Below are 22,515 nucleotides of genomic sequence, written 5' to 3' on the forward strand. Positions count from 1 at the left end.
GCGATCAGGGAAGGCGCTTGGCGGATTGCCAGAGATGCTCCTGCTGATCGAGTGACATATCTTCAAAACCAGACACTTTTTCGATTTTCCTGAAACGCTGTTCGAACTTATCGTTCGCCCCGCGAAGCGCCTGCTCCGGGTCCACGCCCAGCTTGCGGGCATAGTTGGCTGTGGCGAACAACAGATCTCCGGCTTCCTCCGTCCGCTCGGCGTCGGTCGTGGCGGCGGCCACTTCCGCCAGCTCCTCGTGGATTTTTGCGAGCGGGCCTGAGGCGTCCGGCCAGTCGAACCCCTTGCGCGCCGCGCGGTTGGCCAGCTTTTCCGCGCGCGTGAGGGCAGGGAGGGCCAGCGCCACCCCGTCGAGCACGGAGTCGCGGGGCTTTTCCGCGGCCTTGATATCCTCCCATGTGGCCCGCACCTCGTCGGCGCTGGCCGGCCCGGCGTCTGCGCCGAAAATATGCGGGTGCCGCCGTTCCATCTTGGCGCAGATCGCATTGGCTACGTCCGTCAGCGTGAAATGCCCGGCCTCGGCGGCCATGCGGGCGTGGAACACCACTTGCAGCAGCAGATCGCCCAGTTCCTCGCACAGGTCCGGCATGTCGTTTCGGGCGATTGCGTCGGACACTTCATACGCTTCTTCAAGGGTATAGGGCGCAATCGTCGCGAAGGTCTGGGCGCGATCCCATTCGCAACCGCCGGGATCGCGCAGCCTGTCCATGATGTCGGCCAGTCGGCCGATGGCTGCAAGCGCCTGTTCCTTGTCGTTCACGGTTGTGGCATCCTGCTGCAACGGGGGAGGCGCAGTCATGCCAGAAGCGAAGACGAAGCCAACGGAAATTTCCGTCGAAACCTATCTGGATTCGGTCGCGCCGCCGGAACGGCGCGCGGAGGGGAGGGCACTGGATGCGCTGTTCCGGCGCGTGACGGGCTGGACGCCGCGAATGTGGGGGCCTTCGATCATCGGCTATGGCCGTTACAGCTACCGCTATGACAGCGGGCATTCCGGGGTGACCTGCGCAACCGGATTCTCACCGCGAAAGGCAGAGCTGGTGCTGTATGTCCTGCCACAGGATGAGGATTTGACAGAGGCGCTGGCCCGGCTGGGCAAGCACAAGGTCGGGAAATCCTGCTTGTATCTGAAGCGTTTGTCAGATGCAGACGAGGAGGTTCTCGGCGAAATTATCACGGCCGGGCTGGGCGCGCTGGCCCGGCGCTGGCCGGTGGAGGCGAGTTAGCCTGCCTTTGCCGACATCATCGCTTCCAGCTGGGCCTTCATCAGCTGATGCACATGGTTAACAGCCTTCAAGGGGCGAACCATCACCTTGAAATTGATAATTTTTCCGTCATCGTCGAAGCGGATCATGTCCACGCCGTTCACCTCGATGCCGTCCAGCGTGTTGGTGAATTCCAGGATTGCACCATCCGCGCTCAGCCATTCGCCGAGGTAGCGAAAGCCTTCGCCGCCGAGCACCTTGTCGGCACTGGCGAGATATTTGAAGGTGATGTCCCGCCCACGCTGGGGCGTGTGCACCACCGGGCTTTCGAACACCACATCGGGGTGGAGCATGTCCCACAGCATCTGCTTGTCGTGGGACTTCAGAATATAGTCGTGCCAGCGATCGAGCGCGGCGCGGGTCTTGGATGTGTCTGCCATGCGGCGACGATAAACGATCCCGAGCGCGCAGGGGACTGGCAAAGAGGAGGGTCAGTCAGCTTCTGCTGAGAATCCGATAATCTATACTCCTGCAAGAGGGTGGTGCCTCATGTGCATCATGCCGCCGCAGGCGTCCTGATGCACATATTAAACAGGCTGTAGTTGTGCTTCCGCCTTAGGACTTATCCACAACTTTCGTAATTACTTCGAAAGGTCAGGGACTTAGCCTGTGGATAACCTGTGCATATCCTGTGGATATGTTGGGGAGAAGCTGGGGATATTGGCCCCTCCTCCCGTCGGGTCGAAAAAGCGAGGGGAGGGGCCTTGGTGGGTGGCACGATCTTTGCATAGGCACCTGCCTATTGTCGATAGGCAACGGTCGTGGTAGCCGACTCGCAGCGCTGCTGTTTCGTGACAGGACCGCTGCGTCAGGCCCGCCGCATGTGCCGATGGTTGGGGTGCCCCAAGCGCCTCTATGCCAGCCTGTAAGCCGGTGGTCCTTTTCCCCTTTCAGTTGATGTGGTGCGGCCTGCGGCCGCGCGCTGTCTCAAGAGCGCCGCAGCCCTTCGGTCTGCGTCGAACGGCCCGCGCCCTTCGGTCGACGGGCCGGGGGCGGGGCGCGCTTCGCTGCGCCCCGGCGTTCGCGCCCTTCGGTCGCTCCGCTGGCGGGATGGCCTCGGGGTCTTTCCCCCCTCTCTCCGGCCACCACGGCTGCGCTTCGCTTGCCTCAAGCGTGCGTCCGGCTGTGCCCCCCTCTCGCGCCGTCTGGTGTGGTGCTGGCCCCGGACCTGCCCCGCCCGAGGCGCGCAGCGCAACCGCCGCGCCAACCCCCCGCCGCCATGCCCCGTCGCCTTCGGCTGGGGCGGCGGGGGGTTGTCACGGCGCTTGCTGGCCCGGCGTGGGAGCGCGCGTCTGGCCCCCCGGCCGTCCCGGCCGGTGGCGGCTGCCGCCGCCGTTCTGCTGCGCTGTCTGCGGTCGGCACCCCGTCACGCCCCTTGCAGCCGCCCCGCACCCGCCGCGCCAGCCGCCCCCTGTTCGCTGCGCTCCAGGGCGGCTGGCACGGCGGCTGCACGGCTGCAAGGGTCGCGCCGGGCTACCGGCTGTCTTTTGCCGCCCGTGGCGGCGGGCTGACGCCCGCCCGGCGCGCACCGCTCCGCTTCGCTCCGCTGCGCCGGGCCCCCGGGGCCGCTCCGGGGGGCGCGCCCGGTCGCCCCCCGTGTTCGCTTCGCTCCCGGGGCCGCCCGGCCCCCCTGCGCGTCTCTCCGGGGGCCGCCACCCCCGGCACCCCACCGCGCCGCGCTGCGCGCGCGCCGCTGGGCCTTCGGCCTCCGGGCGGCTGCCGCCGCCGCCCGGGCGCGGCTCGCGCTCGCGCCACCCGTGTTCGGCGCGGCGGGGTGCGCGTGGCCCCGTCGCGCGCCCCCCGCACGCCGCGCGCGTGGCCCCGTCGAGCCCCCCCGAGGCTTCGCGGGGGTGGGGCTTCGCCCCCCCTCTCCGCTACGCTGTGGCCCCCTCTATCGTGGTGGGCGCGGGGAAGAGGGTGGGCGCGGCGGCCTCGTGCTGCTCGGTTCCCTCGGCGGTCTCACCACGCTCATCGCCATTGCGCTCTCCCTCACCCTTTGGTGCGCGGCCGCGCCGCCCCTGCTTGCCATGCGGCCGGGGTCCGCCTTTCGCAGGGTTCGCCCCCGGCTCGGCCGCGTCAAGCCCGCCTTCGGCCCCCTTCGGGGCTTCGGGGCTTGACACGGCCGCCCCGGCGGCTGGCGCGGAGGGCAGGGGAGGCGCGTTCGCACGCCGCGCCCTCCTCGCCTCGCTGCGCTGCCACTCGGCCATGATCAGGTGGTGAGCCGCCATGGTGGCCGCCTGATACTCGGCCGTGGCCTGCTGCACCGCCTCCTCCCGCTGCAACACTTCCAGCAGGTGGGAGAAGCCGGTGGGGCAGGGCAGCGCCCTCGCCTTGCGCAGCGCCGCCGTGGCCCGGTGCTCGCGCTGAAGCGCCCGGCGAAGCCTCATGCGCCGCTTTCTCACGGCTGCCACCAACGCGCGCGCTTCGCGCTGGGGGTCGCGCGCGCATTATGCACGCGCACACGCGTGCGAGGCTCCAGCCGGTCCAGCCGCTTGCACTCCTGTTCCCATGAGCGCGCCAAAGCGCGCCATGCGTTGCGCGATCTCTCCAGTTTCCGATACGCATCGGCCGCAATTTGCAGTTCTGCGCGCAGAGTGGCCGCCTCGTCGGCGCAGTCCTGATACCCGGCCGCCCACTCTGCGGCGGCCTGTTCGGCCAAATCGCAGTGGTCGCAGCGCCCGTCAGGGGCAGGGGAGGGGGGAAGCGGCAGTGGTGCTGACCTATCGTTGGTCCACCCCTGAAACGGCCTGATCCACCGCGCGAAAGCATCTGTGGTTCTGCTCATTTTGCCCCCCAATGCCAAGGCTTAAGCACGTCAGTTGACACGCCATCGCGGCGGTTCGCCGCGTGCCAGTCGGCCGCTTTGGCGATCTCCGGCCCGCGCAACTTGCGCTCGTCCCGATACGCGCGCGCTGTGCCGCGCCAACAAAGCCAGATGCTCAACCGCGCTTCGCGCGCGTTGCGCTGGATGATGCCCCGGCGCTCCAGTTCGACAAGCGCCCGGCTGATCGCCGTGCGGTCGATCTCAAGCAACTCGCCCACGGCCTGCGCGCTAACGAACCGATACTGCCGCGCGTCCAAGTGGCCGATGGCCCATTGCAGCACGCGAGCGGTCGGGGCCGACATGCGGCAGCGGGAAACCGCCTCGGCCGCGTCGTCGAACACGATCAGCCATGTTCGGCCGTAGTGCTGGCTCGCGCGCCGCAGGTGGTTGATGCGCCACACGTCGCGCCGCTCGCCATCCTGCAAGGTGATTGTCCGCTGATCCATGGCAACCCGCAGGCTGCGTGCCTCTGGTTCGGAAAGGCCCTCGGGGGTGAGGGCGGTTTTCGGTCGTCTAGCCACTGTGCGCTCCTTTCGCTGTTTCGTGACAAGGGCGCACATAGTCCGATAATCTATATTATGTTAATTCATTATTGGACTTTCGCCGCTCCGACCGCGCTCGCTTCGGTCGAAACTTGCCGAATCAACGAATCTCCCGCTCGCTTTGGTGCTCCTGACGAGCATCTCGCGCATTGCCGCTCTGCAGGTCTGTGAAAATTGTGCGGCGCAACATGTTGATTCCTTAACGACTCTGTCATTTTTCCCGCGCTGCGCCAGTTGTGCCCTGTCGCCTTATGCGGCGATTTTCCATGCGGGATAACGCCGCATTCGCCGGAAAACCGGGCAAGTTCGCTGATAAATATTCTCCAAATTTCCAAAATTGGACGAAATATTCTGACATTGGCGCAAACTTTCGAAACAATCCCGCCCCATTCCAAGTCTAGACTGAAGCGTCCGCAGAAACCGCGTCGGATGCAGGGAAAAAAAGAACATCCTGCCGAACTCAACGAAAGGGTCAGGAGAATCTACGATGCAAAGGGGGTTTCAACGTAATCTGTGCCGGGTCCGCAGCCTTGCGCTGCTTGGTGGCACGGCGCTGATCTCAACTATCGCCTCCCCTGCCGCCTTGGCGCAGGTGGGCACGGCGGCTGCGCTGCCAGAGGATGAAATCATCGTGACGGCTCTGCGTCGCGACACCAACCTGCAAGACACGCCGATCGCGATCTCCGTGTCGACCGGTGCCGTGCTGGAACGCAGCGGTTCCACCAGCTTCACCGATCTCACGCGCACCGCGCCTTCGCTGCGGATCGTCGATTCCGGCCCCGGCCAGCGCCGCGTGCTGATCCGGGGCATCCAGTCGTCTGGCGAGCCCACGGTGGGCGTCTATTATGATGAAGTGCCGGTCTCCGGTTCGGTCTCGACTTCGTCTGATGCCGCCGGCACCACGCCCGATTTCCGCCTGTTCGACGTGGAGCGCGCCGAAGTGCTGCGCGGCCCGCAAGGCACGCTGTTCGGCTCAGGCTCAATGGGCGGCACGCTGCGCATCATCTTCAAGAAGCCGGATTCCACCCAGTTCGCCGCGCAGGTGTCCAGCACCATGTCCAGTGTGAAGGGCGGCAATGTCGGCATGTCCATCGATTCGATGGTGAACGTGCCGATCGTGAGCGACAAGCTCGCCGTGCGCGTTGTCGGCAGCTTCAACCAGTTCGCCGCTATGTGGACAATAACCATTATGGCTATCGCAACATCAACGACGGCCACAGCTATGGCGGCCGCGCGATGGTGCGCTGGACCCCGGTTGAGGATCTGACGATCGACCTCGCCGCCTTCTATGAAAAGGTGGAGACGGACAGCGCGCGCTGGATTCAGGAAGTCGGCATTCCCTATGTGACGAACGGCCGCTCGGAATCCGGCAACTATGACGAGAACAAGGTCTATTCCGGCACGCTGAAATATGATTTCGGCCCCGTCGCAATGACGGCGATGACCGCCTGGTTTGATCGGAAGCGCACCGCCGTGTCGGACGTGTCCGACACCTTCAACGGCCGCGACACGGCTGCCGGTTGCCAGCGCTATCTTCTGGCCAACGCCCGCGCCTGCACGCCCACAGAATTGTCGGGTTATCTGACGTCGACGCGTGAAATCCTGACATCCAGCCTGTGGCAGCCGCAGACGGTGAAGAACTGGGTTTCGGAACTGCGCTTCAACTCCACGAACGACAGCCCGTTCCAGTGGACGGTCGGCGCGTTCCACGAAAAGCGCGACACGGTGGTGCGCTCTACCCTGCTGCTGGCCGATCCGAACACCGGCTGGCTGCTCAGCCCGGACGATCCCTACAACATCCGTTATGACCGGACGATCAACGATTACCTTCGGCAGACGGCTGTGTTCGCGGAACTCAGCTATGAGCTGTTCGATCAGCTGACGCTGACGGCTGGCACGCGTTACTACAACTTCAAGAAGACGGTGGGCGGCCGCATCGACGTGGGGCAGATCCACTACAGCTCGCGGCCAACCGCCTACACCGAAGCGACGAGCAAGGAAAACGGCTTCATCTATAAGTTCAATGCATCGTGGAAAGCGACTGACGGGCTGATGCTTTATGCTCAGGCCGCGCAGGGCTTCCGCCCCGGCGGCGTGAACCAGGTGATCGGCCTTCCGGCCGCTCTGGCCGGATACAGCTCGGACAGCCTGTGGAACTATGAACTCGGCGCCAAGACGACTCTGGCCCCCGGCGTTTACCTGAACCTCGCCGGTTACCGGATCGACTGGACGGACATGCAGGTCTCTGCCCGCACCTCCGGCACCGGTTCGGTGTTCGGGCTGATCTCCAACGTCGGTTCCGCGCGCATCTATGGGGCAGAAGCCGAGCTTTCCGTGCGGATCACGCCGGAACTCAGCTTCAACGGCAATCTGGGCTTCACCGACGCCAAGCTGGCGGAAGATCAGGTCAGCGAGATCGTCGTCGCTTCGGGCCGCAAGGGCGACAGGCTTGTCGCAGTGCCGCGTTGGACCGCCGGTGCGTCGCTGGAATATATCAAGCCGGTCGGCGACACGATGGACTTCCTGGGCCGGGTCGATTTTGCCCATGTGGGCAACAGCTACTCGACCCTGTCTGCGACCGACACCTATCGCCGGGAAAACCCTCCCTACCAGATGGTGAACGGCCGCATCGGCCTGCAAGGGCAGGACAATGCGTGGTCCGCAGCCCTGTTCGTGAACAATGTGTTCGACGTGGTGGCGATCAACAGCATCGGCTCCAGCTCCAACACGGGCGGCCTCACCACGGTGCAAAGCCTTTCGCCGCGCACCATCGGCCTGACGCTGGGCAAGCGCTTCTAGCGCTTGCCCCCCTGCCCTCATTCCAGCTGACTTTTGTTGGCCAGAGGACTTTCATTGGGAGGTGAAGATGATGCGTGTAACGAAACTTCTATGTGCCGCGTCAGTGTTGGCGTCTGTTGTGGTGGCCCCCGTTCTGGCGGCCACCAACGTCCCTGCCCCGCCGCGTCAGGCTGGTGAGGGCGCGGGGCCTTTCAACCGCATGGTGATCCGCGGGGCCATCCTGATCGACGGATCGGGCGCCCCGCCGCGCGGGCCGGTGGATATCGTTGTCGAGCGCAACAAGATCGTGGAAATCAAGCAGGCTGGCACCCCCGGCCTGCCGCTGAAGCCGGATCGCGAGCCGCGCAACTTCGATTATGAACTGGATGCGACCGGCATGTATGTGATGCCGGGCTTCATCGACATGCACGTCCATGCCTCGGGCGACGATAAAGCCCCCAACATGGGCTATGCCTATAAACTGTGGCTGGCCCATGGCGTGACGACGGTTCGCGGCGTCGGCTTGGCGCCGATGGACATCTCGCTGTCGGAACAGCGCCGTTCGGCCGCCAACGAGATCGTCGCGCCGCGCATCTTTACCTGCGCACGCCCCGGCGAAGGTGCGGGCTGGGGCAAGAAGCCGACCGACACGCCGGAAGCGATGCGCGCATGGGTGCGGTTCGGGGCGAAGGCCGGGATGGATTGCATCAAGTTCGGCATCGGCGTGGATCAGGGGCCGGAAGCCTATAAGGCCGCGCTCGATGAAGCGAAAAAGCTGGGCATCGGCACGGTGACGCACCACAGCCAGATCGGGGTGCCGCGCATGAACGCCCGGCAATCCGGCGAGGCGGGGCTTGGCACTGTCACCCACTATTACGGGCATTTTGAATCGCTGCTGAAGAATTACAAGATTCAGCCCGTCAGCCCGACTTACAACTTCAACGACGAGCAGTATCGCTTTGGTGAAGTCGCGGATATCTGGAACGAGATTTACGAGCCGGGTTCGACCGAATGGCTGGATTATCTGAAGTTCCAGAAGGAACATAATGTCACCTTCGATCCCACAATGACCATCTATCTGGCCAGCCGGGATCTGATGCGCGCCCGCAACGCGGATTGGCACGATACCTATACGATGCCGCAGCTGTGGGAATTCTTCCAGTCCAGCCGGGTGAACCACGGCAGCTATTTCTTTGACTGGACGACGCGCACCGAAGTTCAATGGCGCAATTTCTACCAGAAATTCTTCCGCCTGATCAACGATTACAAAAATATGGGCGGCCGGGTGACGGTTGGCACCGACAGCGGCTTCATCTTCAAAACCTATGGCTTCGGCTATCCCGAGGAACTGGAACTGCTGCAGGAAGCCGGGTTCAATCCGCACGAAGTCATTCAGGCGGCGACGCTGAACGGGGCGCTGACCCTTTATGAAACCAAGGGCATGGCTGATCCGCCGATCGGTCAGGTCCGGGTTGGTAAGCTCGCCGATCTGGTGATCGTAAAGGAAAACCCGCTGCAGAACTTCAAGACGCTCTATGGCACGGGCACGCTGCGCCTGAACGAGCAGACGCAGAAGCTGGAACGTGTGGGCGGGGTTTCCTACACCGTGAAGGACGGCATCGTTTACGACGCCAAGAAACTGCTGGCGGACGTGGCCGAACAGGTGAAAGCTAAAAGCGCAAGCGAGGCTGGCCTGAACAGGGCGTGCCGCGCGACTGAACAACCGCCGGCGCAGGCCGGCCGCCTGTTGGGTCGCTGCCGGCCATGCGCCGGTACCATGTGAGGGCGGCCGGCCTGCTGCACCGGTGAACGATATAATGAAGGGGATCATATGCGGATGACGAAGTGGCGGCGTGGAGCCTTGCTGGCCGGTGCGCTGGTGGCGATGCAGATGGCAAATGGACCTGCCGCTGCGCAGATGTTCCCGAAACTGCAGGGGGCACCGGCACGTACCTCCGAGGAAAGCGCCGGGCCTTACCGCAAGCTCGTCATCCGCAACGTGACCCTGATCGACGGCACCGGCGCGCCGCCGCGCAGCCGCTTCGACATCGTGATCGAGGGCAACCGCATCACCTCGGTGAAGCAATCGGGATGGCCCGGCCTGCCCTCCAAACCCAACCGCGAGCCGGGCGACGCTGAACGCGAGATCGACGGCACCGGCATGTTCGTGATGCCCGGCTTCACCGACATGCACGTCCACCTGCCCGGGCCGGACAAGGCCCCCGATGCTTCCTATGCCTATAAGCTGTGGCTGGCGCATGGCGTGACGACCGTGCGCGGCGTGCCGCTGGCCGCGAACGCAGACGCCGTTTCGGAAAAGGCCCGCTCGGCCCGCAACGAGATCGCCGCGCCCCGCATCTTCAACTACCAGACTCCCGGTTCGGGCTGGTCCGGCGGCACGGTGGACACGCCGGAAAAGGCGCGCGCCTGGGTGCAATGGGCCGCGAAGAACGGTGTGGATGGCATCAAATTCTTCAACGCCCCGAATGAAACGCCCGAGGTGTTCAAGGCACTGATCGATGAAGCGCACAAGAACGGCATGGGTACCACCGCCCACCTGTCGCAGATGGGGGTCGCCAACTTCAACGCGCGGCAAGCCGCCGCCGCCGGGCTGGACACCATCACCCACTTCTATGGGCATATGGAATCGCTGCTGAAGGATCGCACGATCCAGTCATTCCCGCCGAACTATGATTACAACAATGAACAGCATCGCTTCGGTGAGGTTGCTGAGATCTGGAATCAGGTTTACGAACCCGGCACGCCCGAGTGGAAGGATTATCTGGAAGCCCAGAAGGCAACCGGCGTGGTGTTCGACCCGACGTTCAACATCTACGCCGCCTCCCGCGACCTGATGCGGGCGCGCACGGCGGAATGGCACAGCACCTATACCACCCCGCAGATGTGGAACTACTTCCAGTCCTCGCGGGACAATCACGGCAGCTATTTCTTCGACTGGTCGACGGAAAATGAGTTCGCATGGAAGCGCTTCTATGGCCGCTTCTTCCAGGTCGTGAATGATTACAAGAACATCGGCGGCCATGTGACGGTGGGCACCGACAGCGGCTTCATCTTCAAAACCTACGGTTTCGCCTATGTGGAAGAACTGGAACTGCTGCGCGAAGCCGGGTTCTCGCCGTTGGAAATCATCCGCTCGGCTACGATGTGGGGCGCGGACAATCTCTACAAGCATCGGGGTGGCAATGCGCCGATGGGCGTGGTGCGGCCGGGGATGCTGGCGGATCTGGTGATCACCACGGAAAACCCGCTGCAGAATCTGAAGACGCTCTATGGCACCAAGGCGCTCCGCCTCGACGACAAGACGGGCAAGCTGGAGCGTGTGGGCGGCGTTCGCTACACCATCAAGGATGGCATCATCTATGATGCGCCGATCCTGCTGAAGCAGGTGGAAGCCATGGTGAAGGCGGAGCGGGCCCGGCTCGGCGCGCCCATTCCGAACGCACCGCAGCCCTGATGCCGATGCGGGGGATGCGATCTGGCCGGAAGCCCCGGCCAGATCGGGCTGGCTCAGATCGGGATGGCCGTGCTGGCCTTCACTTCCTCCAGCACCGCATAGGTGCGGGTTTCACGCACGCCCGGCATGGTGGTGAGCGAATCCCCGAGGAAGCGGCGATAGGCGGCCATGTCGGCCACCCGCACCTTCAGCAGATAGTCGAACCCGCCGGCCACCATATGGCATTCGATGATCTCGGGCATGCCCTTCATGGCGTCAGCGAACTGCTCGAACACATTGTTGGTGGTGCGATCCAGATGCACTTCGATGAATACCAGCAGCGCGCGGTTCAGGAGCGTCGGGTCCAGCAGGGCGACGATTCCCTTCACATAGCCCTGCTCTCTCAGCTTGCGCAGCCGATCGAAGCAGGCGGAAGGGGAAATGCCGGAATTGGCGGCCAGTTCCTGATAAGTGATGCGCCCGTCTGCTTGCAGCGTGCGAAGAATATTCCGGTCAATCGTATCAAGCATCGAAGATCCTCCGGGTCAGGACTGTATAGGCGGACGGATATCGGGGGAAGCCCTATTGTGACGAAGGGGAGAGCGGAATGAGCTGGAACAGCCGGAAAAGCATCGGCTCGGTCGATGATCTGCACGAACATCATCGCCTGACACCCACACTCAGCTGGCCGCATCTCGTCGGTCTGGGCGTTGGGGCCATCGTCGGCACCGGCATCCTCACGCTGATCGGCGTGGGGGCAGACAAGGCCGGTCCGTCCGTCATCCTTTCCTTCGTGATCGCCGGGCTGATCTGCGCCTGCGCCGCGCTCTGCTACGCCGAAATGGCGGTGATGATCCCGGCCTCGGGCAGTGCCTATACCTACAGCTATGTGGTGATCGGCGAGCTGTTCGCATGGATCATCGGCTGGAGCCTGATCCTGGAATACAGTCTTGTCGTCAGCGCCGTGGCGGTCGGCTGGTCCGGCTATGCCGCGCCCTTGCTGGAAGCGACATTCGGCATCCCGATGTCGCTGATGCAGGCCCCGGAACTGGGCGGAATCGTCAACCTGCCCGCTATTTTCATCATTGCCGTGGTTGCCGGGCTGCTGATGGTGGGCACCAGGGAAAGCGCCAATCTGAACGCCATCCTCGTGGTGGTGAAGATCGTGGCGCTGATCGTGTTCGTCGCAGTCGCCCTGCCCGCTTTCAACGGCCAGAATCTCCACCCCTTCATGCCCTTCGGCTTCGGTAAGACCATGGGCGCAGACGGTGTGGAACGCGGCGTGATGGCGGCCGCGGCCATCATCTTCTTCGCCTTTTACGGCTTTGATGCGATCGCCACCGCCGCCGAGGAAACCAAGGATCCCGGCCGCAACCTGCCGCGCGGCATCGTCGGCTCCATGGTCGCCTGCATCCTGATCTACATGGCGGTGGCCGCAGTCGCCGTGGGCGCCCTGCCCTTCACGACATTCGCCAACAGCCCGGAACCGCTCGCGCTCATCCTGCGCGAACTGCAAAAGCCATGGGCTGCCACCTATCTCGCCGGCTCGGCGGTGATCGCGCTCCCCACCGTGATCCTCGCCTTTTTTTATGGTCAAAGCCGCATCTTCTTCGTCATGGCGCGCGACGGCTTGCTGCCGCGCGGCATGGCGAAGGTGTCGAAGCGCGGCACGCCTGTGCGCATCACCCTGTTCACTGCGGTGATCGTGGCGGTGATCGCGGGCGCCTTCCCGCTCGCGGAAATCGCGGCTCTGGCCAATGCCGGCACATTGGCCGCCTTCGTGGCTGTCGCCATCTGCATGCTGATCATGCGCCGCCGCGCGCCGGATGCGCACCGGCTGTTCCGCACCCCGGCCGCGCCGCTGGTGGGCGGGATCGCCATTCTGGGCTGCATCTATCTTTTCATCAGCTTGCCGGGCACAACCCAGCTTTACTTCCTGATGTGGAATCTGATCGGCTTGGGCATTTACCTGCTGTTCGGCCATCGCCGGACAGTCGCAAAATAGAGGAATTTTTCGGCTCTAGCCAAAATATCCGAATAGAATTCGAATTCTGAAAAAATATGCGCAAAGACATTCGGTTTACTGCGCATTATATGCAGGATGTTCTGTGCCGGAGATTCTGATGCCTGCTTCCCCTGTTCCAACTCCCCTGAATTGGGATCTGCTCGATGACGGCAAATATGCCGACGAGCAGCGCGTCGTCCGCGATCTGCTGGCCTCCAGCCCCTTGTCCCCCCGGGAGCGGCGGGAGATCGTCGCGCGGGCCACGGAAATGGTCGAGGAAGCGCGCAAGTCCAACAAGAAGCAGGGCGTTGTCGAAAGCTTCCTGCAGCAATTCTCGCTGGGCACGCAGGAAGGGCTGGCGCTGATGTGCCTCGCCGAAGCGCTGTTGCGCATTCCGGATGCGGAAACACAGAGCCTGCTGATTTCCGAGAAGATTTCGGCCGGAGACTGGGAGGCGCACCTCGGCCAGTCCGAAAGCCTGTTCGTCAACGCCTCCACCTGGGGGCTGATGCTGACGCAGCGCTTCGTCGATGTGGATCCGGAAGGCAAGAAAGACCCCGTCGGCTGGATGCGCCGCATCACCGGCGAACTGGGCCAGCCCGTGGTCCGCAAGGCCGTCGGCACGGCGGTTCGCATCATGGGCGAGCAGTTCGTGATGGGCCGCACCATCGAGGATGCGCTGAAGCGCGCCGAGAAGGAAAAGACGCTCTGCTCGTTCGACATGCTGGGCGAAGGCGCCCGCACAGAGGCCGATGCCGAACGCTACGAACGCATCTATGCCGACGCCATCGTCGCGGTGGGCAAGGCGCGCGGGCGCGACCTTTCGCCGGAAGACGGCCATGGCGTCTCGGTGAAACTCTCCGCGCTCTGCCCCCGCTATCAGGCGGTGCAGGAGGATCGCGTCTGGGAAACCCTCTATCCGCGCATGCTGCGGCTCGCCCGGCTGGGGGCCGAACATAATCTGAACCTCGCCATCGATGCCGAGGAGGCGGACCGCCTCGTCCTTTCCATGAAACTGATCGAGCGGCTGGCGCGCGATCCCTCGCTGGGTGCGTGGACCGGCCTTGGTGTGGTGGTGCAGGCCTATCAGAAGCGGGCCGTCGATGTGATCGCGGCGCTGAAGGCACTCTCTGTTTCCAGCGGCCGTCGCCTGATGGTGCGGCTGGTGAAGGGGGCCTATTGGGATACCGAGATCAAGCTGGCGCAGATGAACGGGCGGCCGGATTATCCGCTGTTCACCACCAAGCCCGCGACCGATCTCAACTATCTGGTGGCAGCCGAAGCGCTGATCGCGGCCGCGCCCAACCTCTATCCACAGTTCGCCACGCACAACGCCCACACGCTGGTCGCCGTGCGGCATATGGCCGAGCGGCGGGAGGTGCGCATAGAGCACCAACGTCTGCACGGCATGGGTGAAGCCCTGTATGAAGCGGGCGGCCTTGCCCGCAAGGTGCGCGCCTATGCCCCCGTCGGCAGCCATGAGGAACTGCTGCCCTATCTGGTGCGGCGGCTGCTGGAAAATGGCGCGAACTCCAGCTTCGTGCACGCGCTGCTGGATGAACGCGTGCCCGCGGGCATGGTCGTGGCGGACCCGATCACGGCCGTGGAAGCCGCGCCCGATCGCCACCCGAAGATCCCCGCGCCTCGAGACCTTTACGGCCCGCACCGGCTGAATCCGCTGGGCCGCGATTACAGCATCAAGTCCGCGCGGGAGCAGGCCGACAAGGCGCTGACCGCGCTGAACCCGGTGGTCTCCGGGCCGATCATCGGTGGCAAGCTTGTCACCAGCGCGCCTTCCACGCCGGTCGCCAGCCCCACAGACAGCAGCGTCCTCGCCGGGCTGGTGCACAACGCTAGCCACGCCGACATCGATCGCGCCGCCGAACTCGCGAAACAGGCCTTCCCCGCGTGGGACGAAGCCGGTGGCCCGGCCCGCGCCGAAATCCTGCGCCGCACCGCCGATCTGCTGGAAGCCGACATGGATCGGCTTGTTGCCCTACTCTCCCGCGAAGGCGGCAAAACGCTGACGGATGGCGTCGCCGAAGTGCGCGAGGCGGCCGATTTCTGCCGCTATTACGCCCGCCTCGCCGAGCGGCAGTTCGGCGACGCCAAGCCCCTGCCCGGCCCCGTGGGCGAAACCAATTCGCTGGCACTCGCCGGGCGCGGCACTTTCGCCTGTATTTCACCATGGAACTTCCCGCTGGCCATCTTCACCGGGCAAGTCGCGGCCGCGCTGGCCGCCGGAAACGCCGTGCTGGCCAAGCCCGCCGAACAGACGCCGCTGGTCGCAGCCGAAGCCGTGCGCGCCTTCCACAAGGCAGGCCTCGATCCGCGCCTGCTGGCGCTGCTGCCCGGAGACGGCGCGACCGTGGGCGCAGCGCTCGTCTCTCACCCGCTGATCGATGGCGTCGCATTCACCGGCGGCACCGAAACGGCGTGGGCGATCAACCGTTCCATCGCCGCCCGGCCGGGGCCAATCCTGCCCTTCATCGCCGAAACCGGCGGGCTGAACGCCATGTTCGTCGACACCTCCGCCCTGAAAGAGCAGGTGGTGGACGATGTCCTCCTCTCCGCCTTCGGCTCGGCGGGGCAGCGCTGCTCGGCGCTGCGGCTGCTCTACCTGCCCGAAGAGTCGGCCGACATGCTGATCGAAACCCTGCTGGGCGCGATGGACGAGCTGGTGCTGGGCGATCCGGCGGACGCCCGCACCGATGTCGGCCCGGTGATCGACGCCGAAGCCCGCGCCGCGTTGGACAGTCACTTTAAACGTCTTGCCAAAGACGCGACCATCCTCGGCCGCCTCGATCCCGGGGCATTGGCCGCCCAAGGCAGCTTCTTCGGCCCCGTCATCGCCGAAGTCCCCACCGCCGACTACCTCGAACGCGAAGTGTTCGGCCCGATCCTGCACATCTACCGCTACAAGGCGGGCGAGCTGGACGAAATCGGCAAGCGCCTCGCCGCGCGCGGCTATGGCCTCACGCTCGGCATCCACAGCCGCACAGACCGCTTCGTGGAACGCGTGCGCGCGCTCGTCCCGGCAGGCAATTGCTACGTCAACCGCTCCATGACGGGTGCCGTCGTCGGCGTGCAACCTTTCGGCGGCGAAGGCCTCTCCGGCACCGGCCCCAAGGCAGGCGGCCCACAAGCCCTGATCCGCTACGCCGTGGAGCGCACACTGACCGTGAACATCGCAGCGACGGGGGGCGATCCTTCGATCTTCAACATGTGAGATGGGCCTCATGTAAGGGGGCCTCCGGCGGCCAAGGGCTCTGCCCTTGGAACCCGGCAGGGAAATGATTTCCCTGCACCCTCAAACTTTGCGTTTTGCCCGAACCTCCAGCGCCGTGGATGTGATCAGATTCGATTGCCTGCGGTGCCACGAGGCTCTCTCCCCCTGCAAGGGGGAGAGATGGAGAGGGGGTGTCACCGCCGGGCCAGATCCACCAACAGCCCCCTAACCACAATCGTCACCCCGGACTTGATCCGGGGTCCAGCTTTTCTGCTCCAACGTTGTCGAAGAACAACCAGACCCCGGATCAAGTCCGGGGTGACGTTGGGAGAGGTCGGTGGAACACACCCCAAAAGCGCCGCAGGCAAAAATCCCCACCTCAACCCAACCTCACCGACAAGCCTGCAAATGCGGGTGCAGGGAGCACAACTCTCTGCCGGGGTGAAGGGGCAGAGCCCCTTCCGTTCTCATCTCAATACCCAAACAGCCGAACCAGCAAAAACACCCCGCCGATAATCGCCGTCCAGATCGCCAGCCATTGCGTCACTTTCGCGGCCCCAAGTGCGTTCAACCGCTGCCAGTTCAGCGCCAGAATCAGGGCAAGAGTGGCGATCAGGCTGACGATGGCGAAGGTCATGGCTGGCTCTCCCAGATGCGTCCGTCCCAGCCGGGGCTGACACCCGGCGGCAGTTCAGCGGACAGGTCCGCATGGTCCATGCTCTGGTCCATATGAGTCAACCACGCCTCGCGCGGGTGGGCTTCAGCGATCCAGCCCAACGTCTGCTCCAGATGGCTGTGCGTGGGGTGCGGCGCGCGCCGCAGGGCATCCACCACCCACAGGTCGAGGCCCTCCAGCAACGGCCAGCTTTCCGCCGGAATGGCGCTGACATCGGTGGAGTAGGCCACCGAAACGCCATCCGCTTCAAAGCGATAGCCGATGGAGTGGATCGGCCCATGCTGCTGCCGGAACGGGCGCACGATGATCGGCCCGAACTGCATCTCGTCGCGGATCAGATGCGCCTTCGCGGTGGCGGCATAGCCTTCGCGCCCGGCGAACACATATTGAAAGCGTGTGCGAAGCCCGGCCCGCGTCGGCTCGTCCATGTAACAGTCGATCTCCGTGCCGGAGGCATGGAACAGCGCCCGCAGATCGTCGATTCCATGGCAATGATCGGCATGGTCGTGGGTGTAGAGAACGGCCGTCAGCCAGCTGACATCGGCGTCCAGCAACTGCTCGCGCAAGTCGGGCCCGGTATCAACCAGCAGCCGCGCAGGGCCGGATTCCACCAGGATGGACACCCGCCGCCTCCGGTTCTTCGGATTGGCCGGATCGCAACGCCCCCAGTCATTGCCAATGCGCGGCACACCCGACGAGGTGCCGGAACCGAGCATGGTGAGTTTCATCACCCATCCATCTTGGTAAACAGGTTCAATGTATTGCGGCGCGTTGTTTCCATCAAATCTTCAACAGATTCCCCACGCAGATCGGCCAGGAATTTCGCCGTGTGCGCCACATAGGCTGGCTCGCAGACCTTCCCGCGCATCGGCACGGGCGCAAGGAAGGGCGAATCCGTCTCGATCAGCAGCCGATCGGCCGGGATCGTCTTTGCCGTTTCCTGCAGCGCCTTCGCGTTCTTGAACGTCACGATTCCAGACAGCGAGATATAGGCCCCCAGCTCAAGGCAGGCTTCGGCCAGTCGCTGTGATCCGGTGAAGCAGTGGATCACCATCGGAAACGCCCCGGCCGCGGTTTCCCGTGCCAGCATCCCGATCGTGTCATCCTCGGCATCGCGCGTGTGCACCACCATCGGCAACTGCGTCTGCCGCGAAGCCATGATGTGCGACAGGAACGACCGCCGCTGCCGCTCCCGGTCAGACTTGTCATAGAAATAATCGAGGCCGGTTTCCCCGATCCCCACCACCTTCGGATGCGCTGTCGCCGCGACCAGCCGGGCGGTGTCGATGTCCGGGTGCTGATCCGCCTCGTGCGGGTGGATGCCTACGGTCGCGAACACGCCTTCGTTGCGCTCCGCCCCGGCGATCACGTCCGCCCATTCCTCCTCCCGCGTGGAGATGGAGATCATCGCCGACAACCCGGCTTCGCGCGCACGGGCGATAACGCCCGCCTCATCCTCGACAAGGCCGGGGTAATTCAGATGACAATGGGAATCGATCAGCATGTGCCCCATTTGGCGCGTGCTGCATCTGCTTTCAATCCGGCCACAGCAGGTTAGAAAGGCGCATGTTCCGCAAAATCCCCACCGAAGCCTGGCCCGGCATCGTCCTGCTCCTGTCTGCGGTGGTGGCGATGGTCCTCGCGAACTCTGTCTGGGCACCGCTGCAATCCGATTTCCTGCAAAGCGTCGGCACAGTCAGCTTCCGCAGCCTCATCATCTCCATGACGCTGGCGGAATGGGTGAAGAACCTGCTGATGGCCGTGTTTTTCTTCTATGTCGGGCTGGAACTGAAACGCGAACTGATGGAAGGCGCGCTGTCCAGCGTCTCAACTGCGATGCTGCCGCTGATCGCCGCGCTGGGCGGGGTGATCTGCCCTGCCCTCATCTATCTGGCACTCAACCATAGCAACGGCTTCCAGCATGGCTGGGCCATCCCCACTGCAACCGACATCGCCTTCGCGCTGGGCGTGGTGGCGCTGCTGGGCAGCCGGGTGCCGCCTGCCATGAAGATTTTCCTGCTGGCGATCGCCGTGGTGGACGATCTGATCGCCATATTGGTGATCGCCTTCTTCTACACCGATACGCTGCACCCTGGCTGGCTGGCGGGCGTCGCCGTCTTTTATGTGCCGATGCTGATCCTTGGACGATACCGCCGCAACTGGCACGGCCTATACATGCTGCTGGCGATGCCGATGTGGGTGTGCATGCAGATGTCGGGCGTGAACCCCACCATCGCGGGCGTGCTGGCGGCGCTCGCCATTCCCATGCGCAACGCCGAAGGCCGTTCCCTGCTGATCGATCTGGAACACAGCATGCGCCCCTATGTGCATTATGGCGTGATGCCCGCCTTCGCCCTCGCCAGCGCCGGGGCAGCAGTGGGAACCGGCTTCGCCGCCGCAGTTACCCACCCCGTCAGCATCGGGATCGGGCTGGGGCTGCTGCTGGGGAAGCCCATCGGCATTACGCTGGGCACGCTGCTGGGCAGCCTGCTGCTGAAGGCGAAGCGGCCGGGCAGCCTGCCCTCCATCATCGGCATGGGCTTTGTGGCCGGGATCGGCTTCACTATGAGCCTGTTTATCGGCAAGCTCGCTTTCCACGGAGGGGGCGTGGAACTGGCCGTGAAAATGGGCGTTTACGGCGGTTCGCTGCTATCAGCCCTGATCGGGCTGGGCATTCTGGCCTTCGTCCACCGAGAGCCGGTGCGAGATGCCGACGAGGCCGATATCTTTACCGGCGGCGGGGATTCTTCGCACTTCCGTTGAGGCCTCCGGCGGCCCGGGCTCTGTGCCCGGGGCCCGGCAGGGAGCTGTGCTCCCTGCACCCACATTTGTAGGCTCATCGGGTAGGTTGGGTTGGGGGTTGGTTTGATTGCCTGCGGCGCTTTGGGGGCGTGTCTCGCCCACTTCTCCACACGTCGCCCCGGACTTGATCCGGGGCCCCGCCTTCTGCTCCAGCGTTGGTAAAGAATAGCTGGACCCCGGATCAAGTCCGGGGTGACGGTTGTGGTTGTAGCGAGGTTGTGGATCAGGGCCGGCGGTGACACCCCCTCTCCATCTCTCCCCCTTGAAGGGGGAGAGGGCTTCGTAGCGCCGCAGGCAATCGAATCTGATCACTCGCACGGCATTGGAACGGGGCCAGAACGCAAATATTGAGGGTGCAGGGAAATCATTTCCCTGCCGGGTGCAGGGCAGAGCCCTGCCCGCCGGAGGCAAAAAAACCTTCACGGCTCACTCAACCTCAGGTTCAACCCAGCGCGGAAACACCCCTTGCGGCGCGGGCAGCGGCGTGCCCGGCATCAGCTTTGCATCAAAGCTGGCGAAGCTGCGCGCGTCTGCCGCGATTGCCAACTGGTCCAGCAGCTTTGCGGCGCTTTCCGGCATCGCGGGCTGCACCAGCAGGGCGATGCGGCGGATGGCTTCGGCGGCATGGTAGAGCACGATGTCGGCCCGCGCCGGGTCTGTCTTGCGCAGGGTCCAGGGCACCATTTCGTTGAGGTAGAGGTTCACCGCGCTCACGCGCGCCCAGATGGCGTCCAGCGCGAGATCGGGGCGCACCTGTTCGTGCGCGGCGCGGGCATCCGCCAGCATGGTGGAGACTTCGGCGAGCAGCGTGGTGTCGGCCTCGGTCGCGGGGCCGTCCGGCGGGACGGCGTTGTCGCAGTTCTTGGCGATCATGCTCAGCGTGCGCTGGGCCAGATTGCCCAGATCATTGGCCAGATCGGCGTTGATGCGCCGGCCGATGGCTTCATGGCTCCATTCGCCATCCTGCCCGAACTGGATCGCGCGCAGCAGATAATAGCGCAGCGGATCCACCCCGAAAGTGTCGGCGAGGCTCATCGGCTCGACAATATTGCCCAGCGATTTGGACATTTTCGCGCCCCGGTTCAGCACGAAGCCATGGCCGAAGATCTTGCGCGGCAGCGGCAGGTCGGCCGACATCAGGAAGGCCGGCCAATAGATCGCGTGGAAGCGCACCACATCCTTGCCGATCACATGCAGGTCGGCTGGCCAGCGGGCTTCCCACCCGGCGGCGGGCCAGCCCGACGGCGTCAGGTAATTGGTCAGCGCGTCCAGCCACACATACATCACATGGCCCGGAGACTCCGGCACCGGTACGCCCCAGTCGAAACTGGTGCGGCTGATAGAGAGGTCTTTCAATCCCCTCTCAACAAACGCCTTCATCTCATTCAGACGATTGGTGGGCTGCACGAAATTCGGCTGCTCCGCATACAGCTTCAGCAGCGGCTCCTGAAAGCGGGAGAGGCGGAAGAACCAGCTTTCCTCCACCGTCCACGCCACTTCCGTGCCAGTGGGCGCCAGCTTCGTGCCGTCGTCTGAGGTGGAAAGCTCGTCCTCGTCATAATAGGCTTCGTCGCGGACGGAATACCAACCCTCATAGCGGTCGAGATAGATGTCTCCGGCTTCCACCAGCTTCGTCCACAGCGCCTGCACCACGGCCTTGTGATCCGGGTCCGTCGTGCGGATGAAGCGGTCGCGGCTGATGTTCAGCCGGTCGCACATGGCGACGAAATGCTGCACCATGCCGTCCACGAACGCCTGCGGCTCCACGCCTTCCTCGCGGGCGGCTTGCGCGATTTTCAGCCCATGCTCGTCTGTACCGGTCATGAAATAGGTGTCGCGGCCGTCCAGACGGGCGAAACGGGCCAGCCAGTCGGTCGCGATCACTTCATAGGCGTGGCCGATGTGCGGCCGCCCGTTCGGATAGGAAATGGCAGTGGTGACGAAGTAGCGGCTCATCTCTTGTCCTGAATGCGCCCGGCCCGGGCGGTGATATCGGCGAGCGCCATTGCCACCTGTGCCCGGTCATAGGCAAGGCGCACGGCGTCTTTGGCGAGGCCCTCTGCCTCTGAATACAGGTCCAGCAGGCGCGGATCGGGGTTGCTGCGCGCCGCTGCCGCCAGCCGCTGCGGCACCAGCGCCAGCAGCGCCTGCAGTTTGGGCGCTGCGGCCTGCGGGGCCACGCTGCGCGCCAGAGAGGCCGCGTCTCCGCCCGCCGCGATCCTGTCCAGCGTGCGGCCCAGCCCGGCCACATCGGCCCCGGCCAGCGCCGCGACCGCCCCCGGCGCGCCGCGCGCCAGCGTCACCATGGAGTCGATCTCCGCGGCGCTGATGCCCGTCTCGCCCTCTTCCAGCACCCGGCGCACCTCGGCATCGCTCAGCGGAAACAGCCGCAGCATGCGGCAGCGCGAGCGGATGGTGGGCAGCAGTCGCGCAGGCGCATGGCTGACGAGCAGATAGACGGTTTTCTGCCGTGGCTCCTCAAGTTCCTTCAGGAAGGCATTGGCGGTGTTGGGATTCATGTCGTCGATGGAATCGACGATCAACGTCCGCCATCCCGCGATTGCGGGGTAGCTGTGCAGGAAATCCGCCATCTCCCGCACCTGATCCACCACGATGGATTCGGTGGCGCTGCCCTTGCCTTCGGTGGGCGGGGCCAGCACGCGATGATCCGGGTGAGATCCGGCCGCGACCAGTTGCGCTGCCGGATCGTCCGCAGGCGTGTCGCCCGGCCCGCTGCCGCCGCTCAGCAGTTTCAGCGCCGCCCAATCGGCAAAGGCGCGCTTGCCGATCCCGCGCGGCCCCGCGAGCAGCCAGGCATGGTGCAGCCGCCCGGCCGCCAGCGCGTCCAGAAACATCTCTCGTGCGGGAAGGTGGCCGATCAGCATCGCCCCTGCCGTCGCATCCCGCCGCGCGTTTGCCAAGCCGCCCAAT

The 22,515-nt window shown here is 64.5% G+C and carries 19 protein-coding genes; 8 read left to right on the forward strand and 11 right to left on the reverse strand.

What is annotated here, in order from left to right:
• Nucleotides 1-4 precede the first annotated feature (4 nt).
• Nucleotides 5-808 (reverse strand): nucleoside triphosphate pyrophosphohydrolase, encoded by an 804-nt coding sequence (gene mazG, locus FJQ54_RS14670; protein WP_140929176.1) that lies wholly within the window; start codon nt 806-808, stop codon nt 5-7.
• Between mazG and FJQ54_RS14675 the strand changes: the two genes are divergently transcribed.
• Nucleotides 807-1,235 carry a DUF1801 domain-containing protein gene (locus FJQ54_RS14675; protein WP_140929177.1) on the forward strand — a complete coding sequence of 143 codons (429 nt, stop codon included), beginning with the start codon at nt 807-809 and terminating at the stop codon, nt 1,233-1,235. The two genes, mazG and FJQ54_RS14675, sit on opposite strands and share 2 nt — an antisense overlap.
• Here FJQ54_RS14675 and FJQ54_RS14680 read toward each other — a convergent pair.
• From FJQ54_RS14680 to FJQ54_RS14695, 4 genes are all read right to left on the reverse strand, one after another.
• Complete coding sequence (locus FJQ54_RS14680; protein WP_140929178.1) at nt 1,232-1,654, reverse strand: nuclear transport factor 2 family protein; 423 nt, start codon at nt 1,652-1,654, stop codon at nt 1,232-1,234. The two genes, FJQ54_RS14675 and FJQ54_RS14680, sit on opposite strands and share 4 nt — an antisense overlap.
• 1,494 nt (nt 1,655-3,148) lie before the next feature.
• Nucleotides 3,149-3,661: a hypothetical protein gene (locus FJQ54_RS14685; protein ID WP_140929179.1), complete on the reverse strand. Its 513-nt coding sequence runs from the start codon at nt 3,659-3,661 to the stop codon at nt 3,149-3,151.
• A gap of 11 nt (nt 3,662-3,672) precedes the next feature.
• Complete coding sequence (locus FJQ54_RS14690; RefSeq protein WP_140929180.1) at nt 3,673-3,933, reverse strand: hypothetical protein; 261 nt, start codon at nt 3,931-3,933, stop codon at nt 3,673-3,675.
• Between the two features lie 122 nt (nt 3,934-4,055).
• Nucleotides 4,056-4,544 carry a hypothetical protein gene (locus FJQ54_RS14695; RefSeq protein ID WP_140929181.1) on the reverse strand — a complete coding sequence of 163 codons (489 nt, stop codon included), beginning with the start codon at nt 4,542-4,544 and terminating at the stop codon, nt 4,056-4,058.
• Nucleotides 4,545-5,127: 583 nt separating this feature from the next.
• Here FJQ54_RS14695 and FJQ54_RS17865 point away from each other — a divergent pair.
• The 4 genes from FJQ54_RS17865 (at nt 5,128) to FJQ54_RS14710 (ending at nt 10,893) form a co-directional block, all read left to right on the forward strand.
• On the forward strand, nt 5,128-5,907 hold the full coding sequence (locus FJQ54_RS17865) for a TonB-dependent receptor plug domain-containing protein (RefSeq protein ID WP_235890476.1): 780 nt from the start codon (nt 5,128-5,130) through the stop codon (nt 5,905-5,907).
• Nucleotides 5,814-7,439 (forward strand): TonB-dependent receptor, encoded by a 1,626-nt coding sequence (locus tag FJQ54_RS14700; protein WP_235890477.1) that lies wholly within the window; start codon nt 5,814-5,816, stop codon nt 7,437-7,439. Before FJQ54_RS17865 ends, FJQ54_RS14700 begins: the two co-directional genes overlap by 94 nt.
• A gap of 103 nt (nt 7,440-7,542) precedes the next feature.
• Nucleotides 7,543-9,201 (forward strand): amidohydrolase family protein, encoded by a 1,659-nt coding sequence (locus FJQ54_RS14705; protein ID WP_235890478.1) that lies wholly within the window; start codon nt 7,543-7,545, stop codon nt 9,199-9,201.
• A gap of 102 nt (nt 9,202-9,303) precedes the next feature.
• Nucleotides 9,304-10,893, forward strand: a complete 1,590-nt coding sequence (locus FJQ54_RS14710; protein ID WP_235890486.1) for an amidohydrolase family protein — start codon at nt 9,304-9,306, stop codon at nt 10,891-10,893.
• 53 nt (nt 10,894-10,946) lie between these two features.
• Here FJQ54_RS14710 and FJQ54_RS14715 read toward each other — a convergent pair whose 3' ends face one another.
• Nucleotides 10,947-11,402: an Lrp/AsnC ligand binding domain-containing protein gene (locus tag FJQ54_RS14715; RefSeq protein WP_140929183.1), complete on the reverse strand. Its 456-nt coding sequence runs from the start codon at nt 11,400-11,402 to the stop codon at nt 10,947-10,949.
• 77 nt (nt 11,403-11,479) lie between these two features.
• Between FJQ54_RS14715 and FJQ54_RS14720 the strand changes: the two genes are divergently transcribed.
• Nucleotides 11,480-12,877 (forward strand): amino acid permease, encoded by a 1,398-nt coding sequence (locus tag FJQ54_RS14720; protein ID WP_140929184.1) that lies wholly within the window; start codon nt 11,480-11,482, stop codon nt 12,875-12,877.
• A 118-nt stretch (nt 12,878-12,995) separates the two neighbouring features.
• Nucleotides 12,996-16,106, forward strand: a complete 3,111-nt coding sequence (gene putA / locus FJQ54_RS14725) for a bifunctional proline dehydrogenase/L-glutamate gamma-semialdehyde dehydrogenase PutA (RefSeq protein WP_140929185.1) — start codon at nt 12,996-12,998, stop codon at nt 16,104-16,106.
• A 472-nt stretch (nt 16,107-16,578) separates the two neighbouring features.
• Here putA and FJQ54_RS17560 read toward each other — a convergent pair whose 3' ends face one another.
• The 3 genes from FJQ54_RS17560 to FJQ54_RS14735 are packed head-to-tail and all read right to left on the reverse strand — an operon-like array spanning nt 16,579 to nt 18,286.
• Nucleotides 16,579-16,743, reverse strand: a complete 165-nt coding sequence (locus FJQ54_RS17560) for a hypothetical protein (protein ID WP_181160185.1) — start codon at nt 16,741-16,743, stop codon at nt 16,579-16,581.
• Entirely contained in the window at nt 16,740-17,510 is a 771-nt protein-coding gene (locus FJQ54_RS14730) for an MBL fold metallo-hydrolase (RefSeq protein ID WP_140929186.1), read from the reverse strand. The genes FJQ54_RS17560 and FJQ54_RS14730 overlap by 4 nt, the downstream gene beginning before the upstream one ends.
• A complete protein-coding gene (locus FJQ54_RS14735; protein ID WP_140929187.1) occupies nt 17,510-18,286 on the reverse strand; it encodes a TatD family hydrolase in 777 nt (258 codons plus the stop codon). Before FJQ54_RS14735 ends, FJQ54_RS14730 begins: the two co-directional genes overlap by 1 nt.
• Before the next feature lie 62 nt (nt 18,287-18,348).
• On the opposite strand from FJQ54_RS14735, the gene nhaA reads away from it, so the two are divergent.
• Nucleotides 18,349-19,545, forward strand: a complete 1,197-nt coding sequence (nhaA, locus tag FJQ54_RS14740) for a Na+/H+ antiporter NhaA (RefSeq protein ID WP_140929188.1) — start codon at nt 18,349-18,351, stop codon at nt 19,543-19,545.
• A gap of 465 nt (nt 19,546-20,010) precedes the next feature.
• On the opposite strand, the gene metG is transcribed toward nhaA, so the two are convergent.
• Together metG and FJQ54_RS14750 are read right to left on the reverse strand one after the other, a co-directional pair.
• A complete protein-coding gene (metG, locus tag FJQ54_RS14745) occupies nt 20,011-21,540 on the reverse strand; it encodes a methionine--tRNA ligase (protein WP_140929189.1) in 1,530 nt (509 codons plus the stop codon).
• Nucleotides 21,537-22,469, reverse strand: coding sequence for a DNA polymerase III subunit delta' (locus FJQ54_RS14750; RefSeq protein ID WP_140929190.1), 933 nt, complete (start codon nt 22,467-22,469; stop codon nt 21,537-21,539). The genes metG and FJQ54_RS14750 overlap by 4 nt, the downstream gene beginning before the upstream one ends.
• Nucleotides 22,470-22,515: the final 46 nt, after the last annotated feature.

It is taken from the genome of Sandaracinobacter neustonicus (assembly GCF_006385875.1).
GTDB classification, from domain to species: Bacteria; Pseudomonadota; Alphaproteobacteria; order Sphingomonadales; family Sphingomonadaceae; genus Sandaracinobacteroides; species Sandaracinobacteroides neustonicus.